General features: G+C 42.5%; 10 protein-coding genes and 1 rRNA gene. 4 read left to right on the top strand and 7 right to left on the bottom strand.

The genetic code is table 11. The features are described 5' to 3' along the window. Positions 1-108: ribosomal RNA gene (gene rrf, locus Q7U33_RS12010) — 5S ribosomal RNA — on the top strand; the annotation flags it as partial. A gap of 564 nt (positions 109-672) precedes the next feature. Here rrf and Q7U33_RS12005 read toward each other — a convergent pair. The 7 genes from Q7U33_RS12005 to Q7U33_RS11975 form a co-directional block, all read right to left on the bottom strand. Next, on the bottom strand, positions 673-1,734 hold the full coding sequence (locus Q7U33_RS12005; protein WP_304861314.1) for a sulfate/molybdate ABC transporter ATP-binding protein: 1,062 nt from the start codon (positions 1,732-1,734) through the stop codon (positions 673-675). 52 nt (positions 1,735-1,786) lie between these two features. Beyond that, positions 1,787-2,677: a sulfate ABC transporter permease subunit CysW gene (gene cysW / locus Q7U33_RS12000; protein WP_304861311.1), complete on the bottom strand. Its 891-nt coding sequence runs from the start codon at positions 2,675-2,677 to the stop codon at positions 1,787-1,789. 42 nt (positions 2,678-2,719) lie between these two features. Then, positions 2,720-3,550, bottom strand: coding sequence for a sulfate ABC transporter permease subunit CysT (gene cysT, locus Q7U33_RS11995; protein WP_304861308.1), 831 nt, complete (start codon positions 3,548-3,550; stop codon positions 2,720-2,722). A gap of 143 nt (positions 3,551-3,693) precedes the next feature. After that, complete coding sequence (locus tag Q7U33_RS11990) at positions 3,694-4,563, bottom strand: EAL domain-containing protein (protein WP_304861306.1); 870 nt, start codon at positions 4,561-4,563, stop codon at positions 3,694-3,696. Between the two features lie 41 nt (positions 4,564-4,604). Further along, positions 4,605-5,612 carry a sulfate ABC transporter substrate-binding protein gene (locus Q7U33_RS11985; protein ID WP_304861304.1) on the bottom strand — a complete coding sequence of 336 codons (1,008 nt, stop codon included), beginning with the start codon at positions 5,610-5,612 and terminating at the stop codon, positions 4,605-4,607. A gap of 56 nt (positions 5,613-5,668) precedes the next feature. Continuing rightward, on the bottom strand, positions 5,669-7,351 hold the full coding sequence (locus Q7U33_RS11980) for an alginate export family protein (RefSeq protein WP_304861302.1): 1,683 nt from the start codon (positions 7,349-7,351) through the stop codon (positions 5,669-5,671). A 73-nt stretch (positions 7,352-7,424) separates the two neighbouring features. Continuing rightward, entirely contained in the window at positions 7,425-7,649 is a 225-nt protein-coding gene (locus Q7U33_RS11975; protein WP_304861300.1) for a YezD family protein, read from the bottom strand. Between the two features lie 284 nt (positions 7,650-7,933). On the opposite strand from Q7U33_RS11975, the gene rimP reads away from it, so the two are divergent. The 3 genes from rimP to infB all read left to right on the top strand — a co-directional run bounded on the left by rimP (position 7,934) and on the right by infB (position 12,872). Then, a complete protein-coding gene (rimP, locus tag Q7U33_RS11970) occupies positions 7,934-8,419 on the top strand; it encodes a ribosome maturation factor RimP (RefSeq protein ID WP_304861298.1) in 486 nt (161 codons plus the stop codon). An 86-nt stretch (positions 8,420-8,505) separates the two neighbouring features. Continuing rightward, positions 8,506-9,972 carry a transcription termination factor NusA gene (gene nusA / locus Q7U33_RS11965; RefSeq protein ID WP_304861296.1) on the top strand — a complete coding sequence of 489 codons (1,467 nt, stop codon included), beginning with the start codon at positions 8,506-8,508 and terminating at the stop codon, positions 9,970-9,972. Between the two features lie 149 nt (positions 9,973-10,121). Beyond that, entirely contained in the window at positions 10,122-12,872 is a 2,751-nt protein-coding gene (infB, locus tag Q7U33_RS11960; RefSeq protein WP_304861294.1) for a translation initiation factor IF-2, read from the top strand. The last annotated feature ends 154 nt before the right edge of the window (positions 12,873-13,026 follow it).

The raw sequence follows: 13,026 nt of genomic DNA, 5'->3' as shown, positions 1-13,026 counted from the left end.
GGCCATAGCGGTTTGGAACCACCCCTTCCCATCTCGAACAGGGCCGTGAAACGAACCAGCGCCAATGATAGTATGCTTTTTGCATGCGAAAGTAGGTCACTGCCAAGCTATTTATACCAAAAACCCCCATCATAGCAATATGATGGGGGTTTTTTATGTCCGTTAACTATGGATGTGGTTCCGAAAGTCTGCTTCCTTTTTATAGCCTAAAGTGCTTTAGCATTTTTAAATGCATTTAACGTTACAAGTGAAATGTATCTACTGGTAAGGTCTATTTCAGTAGCGATGCCTATTACCGATTTATAAACACACGCGTATCACTTCGGTTGGTGAAATATATTCTATTCATATAGTCTAGGCTTGGCGCAAAATTAACATGCTTCTGTAGTGACTTCAAGTATTCTACTTTACGTGGTGGTATGTACACTCATTGTAGGTGAGTTAATGTCTAGCACAGTCAAGTTGTGGACCCATCATACTTAGAGCAAACAAAGGCTAATTTCGCGCATGAGAAGTATTCGGTTTGGTAACTTCTGACCATTAGTATTGGGATTAGTGCAATTAATTCATCGCTACGATAGATATTTAATTATATGACGCTAAAGAAAGAGGACAAAACCGTTCGCCACAAAAGTGTGGGAGACTCTCTGACAATACTCCTTGTATTGATTCTTAAGCCAAAAACACTCTTACGTTTCTTGGGTAGATGTGAACGTGTTGCGCTGATGTCAGTGCCAGTTCACGGAAGCGTTCTTGGGTTAACTCTGCCTCAATCAGCTCCGTATGGTCAGCACGCTCTAGCTCTACTTTAACAAGTGGACCTACTGCGTTTACATAGCGAACAATAGCTTCAAAACCGATACGATCTTCCTTAGGGGTATTATAGATTTCAATGTCGTGAGGACGAACAAAGGCTAATGCTGGTGAGTTTTGCGTGTCATGATGAGAATCTAATTTTAAATTGACACCAGCAATGTTTGCTGCACCTTGGTGTATTTGGCTATCAAACTTATTCACGTTACCTAAAAATTGATATACAAATGGTGACACAGGTTTGTCGTAGACTTCTTGTGGTGTACCAATTTGCTCAATTTTTCCTTTATTGATGACGACAACTCGGTCAGCTACTTCTAGTGCCTCTTCTTGGTCATGCGTCACGAAAATGCTGGTAATGTGTAGCTCATCATGTAGGCGGCGTAACCAGCGGCGCAATTCTTTACGTACCTTCGCATCAAGCGCACCAAATGGTTCATCCAGCAGTAAAACTTTAGGTTCAACTGCTAAAGCACGAGCGAGTGCGATGCGCTGACGTTGGCCGCCAGAAAGTTGTGGTGGGTAGCGATCAGCAAGCCAATCCAGTTGTACTAGCGTAAGTAGCTCGTGCACTCGGCGCTTGATTTCTACTTCTGATGGTCGAGTGTGCTTAGGGCGTACGCGTAATCCAAATGCGACATTCTCGAATACGGTCATATGGCGGAATAGTGCGTAGTGTTGAAATACAAAACCAACTTCACGTTCACGCACTTCCCGTTCTGTGGCATCATTTCCATGAAATAGGATATTGCCAGAGTCTGGTGTTTCTAAGCCAGCAATGATGCGTAACAATGTTGTTTTGCCGCAACCTGATGGGCCTAGCAATGCAACTAACTCTCCACTAGGGACGTCTAGGCTTACATCATTTAGCGCGCTAAATTGGCCGAAATTCTTTTTGATATTACGTATTTCTATACTCATGGTTGTGTTCCATTATGATAATAGTGCGATAGCTCGCGATTAAACATGGTCATTAAGCAGCTTCGTTATGACTAGCATTGTGTGCAACTTTCCACTCGACAAAAGTCTTGAGTGCTAAAGTGACTAAGGCAAGTAGAGCAAGTAACGAGGCCACAGCAAACGCGGCAGCGTAGTTATATTCGTTGTATAGGATTTCTACATGTAACGGTAAAGTGTTTGTCATGCCACGAATATGTCCAGAAACGACAGAAACTGCACCAAATTCGCCCATGGCGCGTGCGTTGGTAAGAATCACGCCATATAACAAGCCCCATTTAACATTGGGTAATGTAATGCGCAATAGAATCTGCCAGCCAGAAGCGCCTAATACTAACCCTGCTTCTTCTTCATCTTTGCCTTGAGCTTGCATCAGCGGAATTAACTCCCTTGCAACAAATGGAAAGGTAACAAACACCGTGGCCAATACAATGCCTGGTATCGCGAAAATGACTTTGATATCGTGATCGACTAAAGCAGAACCAAACCAGCCTTGTAAGCCAAAAATCAGCACATAGATTAAACCTGCAATTACGGGAGATACCGCGAACGGTAAGTCAATGAGTGTGATAAGAATGCTTTTGCCTTTAAATTCAAATTTGGCAATAGCCCATGCTGCGGCGACACCAAATACCAGGTTCAGTGGAACGGCAATGATGGCTGCAATAAATGTAAGCTTGATTGCTGATAAAGCATCAGGATCGATTAATGCTGTAATGTAAGTATCAAAGCCTTTTCGTAAAGCTTCGGTAAATATGGCTGCTAGAGGCACAAATAAAAATAAGGCTAAAAAGCTTAAAGCAATCGTGGTTAAGCCATAGCGTATCCATGAAGGCTCCGATGTGGCGCGACTTCGCGCTACTTTGCTGTGATAGCTGCCATATTGTGATGTAGTGATGCCTGACATAAATGACCTAATATTAATTTATTGGGAATGTGATTTAATGGTTTACCGTGCGGCACTGCTATGACGATTTGACCACCATTGCAAGCCGTTAATCGCGAATAACAGCAGGAATGAAATCACCAACATGACGACGGCAACGGCTGTCGCGCCAGCATAATCGTATTGCTCGAGTTTAGTGATAATGATCAGTGGGGTTATTTCTGACACCATCGGCATGTTGCCTGCAATAAATATCACTGAGCCGTATTCACCAATCGCTCGTGCAAAGGCTAATGCAAAGCCCGTCAGTAATGCAGGCCAAATGGCAGGAAATATGATTTTAGTAAATGTTTGCCAACGATTAGCACCTAAGCTTGCTGCGGCTTCTTCTGTTTCGGCCTCTAGATCTTCCAATACAGGTTGTACGGTACGGACAACAAATGGCAAACCAATAAATGTGAGAGCGACAATCACGCCGATGGGTGTGAAGGCGACTTTAATGCCTAATGGCTCTAACCATGAACCAATCCAACCATTGCCAGAATAAACTGCAGTTAGCGCAATACCAGCAACTGCCGTTGGTAATGCGAATGGTAAATCAACCAGTGCATCAATGAATTTTTTGCCTGGAAATGGGTAGCGAACTAACACCCATGCTGTTAATAAGCCGAATACAGCATTGATGATTGCCGCGATAAACGATGCACCAAAAGTGAGTTTGTAGGATGCGACTACGCGCGGCGCAGTAATGACCTCCCAAAACTCTGGCATTGATAACTCTGTCGTTTTAATAAAAGCGGCAGATAATGGAATAAGTACAATCAGGCTTAAATAAAATATCGTGAAGCCGAGTGATAAATTAAAGCCAGGTAGGATGTTTTTTCGTTTTGCCATAGTTTTCTAAATCAGTCTTCTAAATCTGTTGTAATCGCGTGATAATGTAACTGATAGCTAAATAACAATTAAATAATATTTTGTTATTTTTATATAATTAAATCGTATTTATATGGGTGTTTAATAGGTTATTTGCCGCGTGCTTATGCAGCTTTGTTGGGTGAGGTAAGTTTGTTAAACGCTAATGACGGTTGAAGTACCTTAGCCGTGACTGGCCTTGCTAAAAAATAGCCTTGAACAAATAGCCCGCCAGATTCAATGGCAATATCAAGCTGTGTTTGTGTTTCAATGCCTGTGATGATGGCCTGTGCGCCGCTTTCTTTAATTAAACTAATTAAGCTAGGCAGTATTTTCTGTACACGATGATTACCTTCGGCTTGCTGAATAATACTTAAATCGAGCTTCACAAAGTCTGGTGATAGTTTCCAAAGGCGATCAATGTGGGACTTTTTGCCGCCAAAGCCATCGATGGCAATTCGATATGCTCTGTCACGATAGTTGTCGATTGCTTCTGACAGCTGTTTGTCTTGTTCAATTTCGCTTTCTTTGATTTCAATGACAACACGGTGAGTAGGGACCGAGTTTGCATGTAAAATGCGCTCAAATACTTTACCGTGCGTATTTACTGAAACTAGCAGTTTAGGGTAAACGTTCAGAAACAATAAGCCGTTTTCTGCATAGATTTGTTTAAAGTTAAGCACATGTAGTGTTCGGGCAACACGGTCAAACTGTACTAGTTTTCCAGTTTGCTCGGCATAAGTGAAGGCGAACTCGGGTGTGCTGGTCAGCTCACCTCCAAGTGATGGGCGTAATAACGCTTCGTGGCCAATTAAGTCGCCTGCTGCTATGTCATAAATAGGCTGAAATGCAGTATTTAATTGAACGCCTAAAAAAGTACTATTAAATTCACCCGTCGATTGTTCTACTAAGCCGTAGTCATCTAAAAATAGAGACTCTTTTAGTTGCAATCTCAATTGCTCAATTGGTGAAGTTGCGTTGGTTGGTGCTGTCATTTTTATATCCCATTAATACAATAAAGCAGGCGAGCTATTAGTTATTTTTGATAAATCTGATCAAATGTACCGCCATCAGAGAAGTGCGTTTTTTGTGCCTTTTGCCAACCACCAAACACATCATCAATTTTAATTAAGTTGACTTTAGGAAATTGCTTCTCATATTTAGCTGCTACAGATGCCAGTGTTGGGCGGTAGTAGTTTTTAGCAGCAATCTCTTGACCCTCTTCACTATATAAATACTCTAAATAAGCTTGTGCCACTGCGCGTGTTTTGCGCTTATCAACAGTCTTGTCGATAATAGTGACAGGAGGCTCTGCCAAAATAGATAAAGATGGGATGACAATTTCAAACTTGTCTGGACCAAGCTCTTTTTGTGCTAAGAAGGCTTCATTTTCCCAAGAGATAAACACATCACCAATGCCGCGTTCTACGAAAGTAGTAGTAGATCCACGTGCGCCGCTATCGAGAACAGGTACATTTTTAAACAGCTTGCCTACAAATTCGCGTGCTTTTGCATCATCATTATTGTTTTGCTTAAGTGCATAGGCATATGCTGCTAAATAATTCCATCGTGCACCGCCTGATGTTTTTGGGTTAGGGGTAATCACTGAAACGCCCGGTTTAACTAAATCATTCCAATCTTTAATATTTTTAGGATTGCCCTTACGAACTAACAAAACAATCGTAGATGTGTATGGTGAGCTGTTGTGCGCTAAACGCTTTTGCCAATCTTTGGGGATAAGTTTCGCTTTAGCGCTAATTTCATCAATATCGTAAGATAATGCTAGTGTCACAACATCTGCTGGAAGCCCGTCAATCACAGCGCGCGCCTGTTTGCCAGCACCACCATGTGATTGCTTGATAGTGACGTTGTCACCAGTTTTAGCTTTCCAGTAGTTTGCAAATGCTTTGTTAAACTCGACATACAGCTCACGTGTTGGGTCATAAGACACGTTAAGTAATGTAATGTCGGCAGCAAGCGTGAGTAGCGGTGTGCTTAATGCTAGCGCTACTAAAAGTTGCTTAATTTTTGATGGTGCTTTCATATGATGAATCCTTATATATATTTAATTTAATAAATGAAGATGTATGTTTTGTGTCGTTAAAACGCTGAAGCAGAAATTTCTACATAAAAGAAGTTTGAGTCATCTCTGCGCGCTGGATCAGCAACGTTTGTACCACCTCCGCCGCCATTACGGGAGGTGGCTTTAGTAAAGTCTCCCGCCCAGAAGTGAGCGTAACCAATATTGGCCGCCACTTGTTTGTGGATAGGGAAGCGTAAACGTACGTCGAACTCTTCACCTACATCTTTGCCGCTAGCGCCAGTGTTGTCTCGTAATCCAGCACCATTCCAGCGGTCACGGTCAGAATCTAGGCGATACCAACTGTAACCAGCGTCCACTTTAAGGCCAGGTAGCCAAGATAATTGCGGTTCAAATTCAGCGCGGACTTTTGGAGCGCTAATGTTTTCCATTTGAAAATAGTCATTGTTTGACCATGGTCGAGCAAAACCGAAGAGGCGTTCAAATCGTTGATTATTACCGTCTGTTTGATTTTTATCGCCACTTGCAAAGCCATAAAATGCACTTAGGCGTGGCTTCCATGCATGATTAAATGAATAACCAATCTCAGCATTGTAAGAGTAGGCATCATGATCAAGTTTGAATGTATTTCCACCTGAGATACGGTCTTGATTCCCCCATTGCTTTACATAGCTTGCGTCATAGTCAAAACCTGTCGTACCGATAACACCATAGGCGCGAATGCCTGCAGTATGGATTTCACGGTCAATTTTTGCAGTTGGTGCGGCATCTTTACCGTTGGCATCATATTTAACTTTGCTGCCTTCTTGATTTAATAAGTAGTAATAAGGTTGTAAGGTGACGTATTCAGACCAGCGACGCCAGTCACCAATCACACCGTAGAAATCTTGTGAGTGATCCACTTCATCAAGTTGGTTGTTTAGCCTCTGCACTGGTTTAAGTGCTAACAAATCGAGTTGCCAGTCGTTTTTACTTTGGCCGATTGTGGTACGGACCCCTTGGAAATTGTTGGTAGTATTGCGCCATTCATTACGTGCTAATAATCGGCGATCTGTATATTCAAAAGCCTGACGACCAGCTTTGATGCTAATCGGTCTGTGATTACCTAAGTCATCTTTGCCCAGTGGTGTCTCTTTGAAAAATAGCTCAAGGTAAGCCTGAATAGGCTCTGCATAGTTAACATCTCGCGTGTCAAACTCGCGTGAGAATTGACTATGGTTTCTTCTCGCATCTTCAACTTCTAATGTGAAGCGTAGTGGGTCTAAAATATCTTTAACAGCCACATATCCACGTGTGCGAAGCAGGATTGGCTCGTCGATTGTATCTCTGTCACGACGGAAGTCGTTATCGCGCGTTTCATATCTAAAACGGTAATCTAGTCCAATATCTAACCAATCAACATTTTCAATACCTGCAACATCTTTTAACCATGTTTTGTTTAACTGCTTTACATAACGAGGTGGGTCGGTTTCACGGCCAGTCCCATAGCTTTTACGTTCAACGTAATAGCCACTCTGCGCGAGTTTTGCAGCCTTTGCCTCTGCTGCAATCTCATTTAAACGTGCTTGTATTTTCTCTTGTTGTGCTAAGTCTTCAACACTACTTGCTGATTGCTGAGTGTTTTCAGAAAGTTTGACTTCTGCTTCATTAGCGTATGCAAATCCACCGCTAAGAAATAGGCCGCTAATGAGTAAAGGCTTTACTAGCTTATTACTCAATGAAAGATTACTTTTATTTTGCATGATGTTCCTTTTATTTAAGTGCTTAAGTAGGGTTGTGCGTTGGTTGTCCAGTACAAGCCTAATGAATTATTATTTAAGTCGCTTCACTGTTGATCGTGCTCAGTGTAGTAGACGTATTTCCTTTTTGTATACTTGGCTTGCCTTGACTAAAGCGTTGCCTCTCTCTTTTTTCAATCTGTGTTACACGGCCCTCATGTACAATGACTTCAATCGACCCAAACCCTGTACCATGCTTAAGATCCTCTACAGCACGTATAATCTCTTGATTCACATTTTGTGTGATTAGCTTGCTTGTCATAATTGGCAGTCAATGTTGAATAAGTAAGAAAGTACGCACTATAAATAAACTATTTAATAATTAAAAATAATTGTTTTGAATAAATTTATAATTAAAAAGAATATAAAAGCATAATTTATGTAAAAAGCGCTAAAAGCAAACTTTATTAACTGTAGTGTTTCCAATTCATTGAATTGATTGGTATAATGCGGATGAATTTTTTGATGGGCTTTGTGCCCATTTTTTGTTTCTGCAATCTGCGTATTCATGTTCAGATTGTGCGGTGAGAGTAAAGGGTGGGGTTTATGCAAGATTTGCAAACGTTAATAGAAAAGTCAGTAAGTCAGTTAGGCTATGAGCTTGTTGATTTGGAGATTTCCAATCGTGGCAAATTGTTGCGTGTGTTTATTGATAAACAAAATCCTGTCGATATGAAAGATAGTGTCAATATTGACGATTGCGTGTTGGTAAGTAACCAGTTGGGTAATTTGCTAGCGGTTGAGCATGCGATTGACTATGACCGCTTAGAGGTGTCGTCACCAGGCATAGATCGCGTGTTGAAGAAAGAATCAGATTACGTGCGATTCATTGGCGAGCGCGTGTCAATTAAATTGCGAGTTGGCATGAAGGATGAAGGTCCGAATGCAACAGAAACTACGTTGCCAAGAAAGACCTTTTTAGGGTTGATTAAAGGCGTTGAAGATGGACACTTGATGCTTGATTTTGAAGGCGTAATATACAAGATGGCGCTTAGCAACATAGATAAAGCAAGGTTAAACCCAGTATTTTAAGACCAATGTTTTGAATGCAAGTGTGCGTATTGTAAGAATTTAATAAATAAGGCAGTTAACCTGCAATATATAGTCGGAGATTGAAAATGAGTCGTGAAATTTTATTGTTGGTAGATGCCTTGGCGCACGAGAAAAACGTTGATAAAGACGTCATTTTTACCGCGCTAGAGCTGGCTTTGGCTTCGGCTACAAAGAAAAAACATCACGATGATGCCGATGTGCGTGTTGCTATTGATCGTGAAACGGGTGAATACCAAACCTTTAGACGTTGGCAGTATGTTGATTACGACTTGCTAGAGAATTCTGCCTATCAAATCGATGAGGAAGATGAGCGCTCTAAAGGTTTAACTATCGGTGATTATTACGAAGAGCCTTTAGAAAACCTTGAGTTTGGCCGTATTGGCGCGCAAGCTGCTAAACAAGTGATTTTGCAAAAAGTGCGTGAAGCTGAACGTGAACAAATCTTACAAGACTTTTTAGCGCGTGATGAAAAACTGGTAACAGGTGTCATCAAGCGCATGGAAAAAGGTAATGCGATTATTGAAGTAGGCCGTATTGAGTCTTTATTGCCTCGTGAACAAATGATTCCAAAAGAGAACTTACGTGTGGGTGACCGTGTACGTGCTTACCTGCTACGAATTGAACGCAGTGGTCGTGGTCCTCAGTTGATTTTATCTAGAATCACGCCAGAGTTCTTAGTTCGCTTGTTTGAGTTAGAAGTACCTGAGATTGAAGAGGGTTTGTTAGAGATTCGTTCAGCAGCACGCGATCCTGGTTTACGCTCTAAAATTGCAGTGAAGAGCAATGATCAACGCTTAGACCCTGTTGGTACCTGTGTTGGTATGCGTGGTTCACGCGTACAAGCAGTAACTGGTGAGTTAGCTGGTGAGCGTGTGGATATCGTTTTATGGAGCATGGAGCCTGCACAGTTTGTAATTAATGCAATGTCTCCAGCAGAAGTATCAAGCATCGTAGTGGATGAAGATGCACATAGTATGGATGTTGTGGTTGAAGAAGAGCAATTGGCTTTAGCGATTGGTCGAAATGGTCAAAACGTGCGTTTGGCATCAGAGCTAACAGGTTGGACGCTCAATATCTTGACAGTTGACCAAGCTGCACAGAAAAACCAAGAAGAGTATGCCGGTGTGAGTCAATTGTTCATGGAAAAATTGGACGTGGACGAAGAGGTGGCTGAAATTCTAGTGCAAGAAGGTTTTAGCACATTGGAAGAAATCGCATACGTTCCATTAGCTGAAATGAATCAAATCGATGCTTTTGATGAAGATACTGTCGAAGAGTTACGTAAGCGTGCTCGTGCAGCATTGTTGACAGAGGCTATCGCGAAAGAAGAGAAAGTTGAAGAAGCCGCTGAAGACTTATTGACGTTAGAAGGTATGGATGATGCTACTGCACATCAATTAGCGGCAAAAGGTATTTCAACCATGGATGACTTGGCCGAGCTCGCGATTGATGAGTTGGTGGAGTTGACGAATATGGACGAAGAACGAGCAAAGGCACTCATTATGACTGCACGCGCACCTTGGTTTAAGTGATATTGGGTTTAGTAATATTGGTTTAAATAACCGTCAAATGTAGAGCTTTGTGGGTGTCGGTCAATTTAATTTGACCGAACTGAAGCTAGTAATAATGAGTAGTAATGCTAGGCAATAAAGCTTAGAAAAAAGAATACTGGAGCAACAAGATGGCACAAACAACCGTAGAACAATTTGCTGGCGAATTAAAGCTGCCAACGGCATTGTTATTAGAACAGCTCAAAAGCGCTGGCGTGCATAAAACAAGTGCAGATGATGAGCTAAGTGAGAATGACAAGTCGGCATTGCTGGATCATTTGCGTAAAGAGCACGGTACGCTTGCTCCTAAAAATAAAATTACGCTCACACGTAAATCAAGCACAGAAATCAAAAAAACCGACAACACTGGTAAGGCGCGCACTATTCAAGTGGAAGTGCGCAAAAAACGTGTGATAGAACAGCGCGAAGATGCGGATATGGCTGAAGATGATGTTGTGGAAGAAGTCGTAGCTGAAGCGGTTACAGAAGTAGTCGTTGAGCCAGTTGAAGCGCCTGTGGAAGTTGTAGTGCCAGTGGTCGAAGAGCCGCCTGTCGTCGTGGTTGAGCCTGAAGTGGTCGAGATTGTGCCAGAACCTGAGGTTGTAGCGCCAGTCGTCATAGCTCCAGTAGTGGTGGAAGCGCCTGCTGAGCCAGTCGTTGAGCCTGAAAAAGTTGTGGTTAGACAGCAAACCATTAGTCGTAAAGATTTGCTTGGTGCCGATGAGATTGCGTTGCGAGAGCAAGAAGCAAAACGTCATGCCACTTTGTTAGCATTGCAAGCAGAAGATAAGCGTAAAAAAGAAGAATTAATTCAACGTCGTTTAGACGAAGAGGCTAGAAAAATAGCCGAAGCCGAAGCTGCTAAAGTAAAAGCAGCTAAGCTTTCAGAAGGCACCTTGCATAAGCCTGTCGCAAAAGTAGGCACTGAAAAACCAGCCACAAAAGATGCGAAAAAAGGCAAGGGTAACAACAAAGAGTGGACTGACGCCGAGAACAAAAAACGTGGATTAAAAACACGTGGAGATGTCGCGGGCGGTAAAGCTGGATGGCGAGCGCCAAAAGGTAAGGGTGGTAAACATCATCACGATGATGATCAGCAACATGCTTTTACAGCGCCAACAGAGCCATTAGTGTATGAAGTACTTGTGCCAGAAACCATTACAGTGGCTGATTTAGCGCACAAAATGTCTGTGAAATCAGGTGAAGTGATTAAGACCTTGATGGGCATGGGCATGATGGTGACCATTAACCAAGTGCTAGATCAAGAAACTGCGATTATTATCGTGGAAGAAATGGGGCATAAAGCGCAAGCTGCAGCACCTAATGATCCTGATGCGTTTATTGAAGAGGCTGAACATGCTGAAGCTATCTTGGAAACGCGTCCACCTGTCGTGACAGTGATGGGTCACGTGGACCATGGTAAAACTTCATTGTTGGATTACATTCGCCGTAGCCGTGTGGCAACAGGTGAAGCTGGTGGTATTACTCAGCACATTGGTGCTTATCACGTAGAGACTCCGCGTGGTATGGTGACGTTCTTAGATACTCCAGGCCATGAGGCGTTTACTGCGATGCGTGCACGTGGTGCTAAAGCTACCGATATCGTGATTCTAGTGGTTTCAGCAGATGATGGCGTGATGCCACAGACAATTGAAGCGATTCACCATGCTAAAGCTGCGGGTGTGCCGATTGTGGTGGCTATCAATAAAATTGATAAGCCAGATGCTGATCCTGAACGTGTGAAAATGGAATTGGTAAGCCAAGAAGTTGTGCCTGAAGATTTTGGCGGTGACGTTATGTTCCGCCCTGTTTCAGCCAAAACAGGTCAAGGCATTGATGATTTGCTAGAGGCTGTGCTTTTGCAAGCAGAAGTCTTGGAATTACAAGCGCCTAAAAATACCCCAGCAAAAGGCTTGGTGATTGAAGGTCGTTTAGATAAAGGTCGCGGTTCGGTAGCAACGATTTTAGTGCAATCAGGTACCTTAAAACGTGGCGATATGATTTTAGCAGGTACTACTTTTGGTAAAGTGCGTGCGATGTTAGATGAAACTGGCAAGGATATTCAAGAGGCAGGTCCATCTATGCCAGTAGAAATTCTAGGCTTGTCTGACGTGCCTAGCGCAGGTGAAGAAGTGATTGTCTTGAACGATGAACGTAAGGCGCGTGAAATCGCATTGTTCCGTCAAGGTAAGTACCGTGATGTGAAGCTTGCTAAACAGCAAGCGGCTAAGCTAGAAAACATGTTCGAACAAATGGAATCAGGCGAAGTGCAAACACTTGGTTTGATTATCAAATCTGATGTGCAGGGTTCATATGAAGCGTTAGCGACAAGCTTGCAAAAACTCTCTACCAGCGAAGTGAAAGTGAATATTATTCACACTGGTGTTGGTGCAATCAGTGAGTCAGATGTTAACTTGGCTGCGGCATCTAAAGCGGTATTGATCGGCTTTAACGTGCGTGCCGATTCTGGGGCACGTAAATTGGTTGATACGCTAGGTGTGGATGTACGTTACTACAATATTATTTACGAAGCTGTGGATGAGATCAAAGCTGCGCTGGGTGGTATGTTGGCACCAGAGCAAAAAGAGAGCATGATTGGTACTGTGGAAGTGCGTGAAGTGTTCCGTATTTCTAAAATTGGTGCGATTGCTGGTTGTTACGTACAAGACGGTATGATTAAACGTAACTCAAAAGTACGCGTATTACGTAATAACGTGATCGTGCATACTGGTGAGTTAGATTCACTCAAACGCTTTAAAGATGATGTTAAAGAAGTTAAAAATAACTTTGAATGCGGTCTGTCATTGAAAGGCTACAACGATATTGAAGTAGGTGATATCTTGGAAGTTTATGAAATGGTGGAAGTAGCACGTACTTTATAGTTTAACGCTATATGCCTATGCCTATGCCTATGGCTCTGGTGAGCTATAGGTGTAATTGATACGGCAAAAAGCGAGTCTGTGCTTATGTTTGTTGTATTTGGTTGTGCTTAACTGTATCAGCGTTTACTTTTGCGTTGGTGCTGGCTCCTTTGTT

The sequence above is a fragment of the Methylotenera sp. genome (genome assembly GCF_030653755.1).
Classification (GTDB): domain Bacteria; phylum Pseudomonadota; class Gammaproteobacteria; order Burkholderiales; family Methylophilaceae; genus Methylotenera.
Note: the sequence above shows the minus strand (reverse complement) of the source record. Positions and strands in the feature narration are given on the sequence as shown.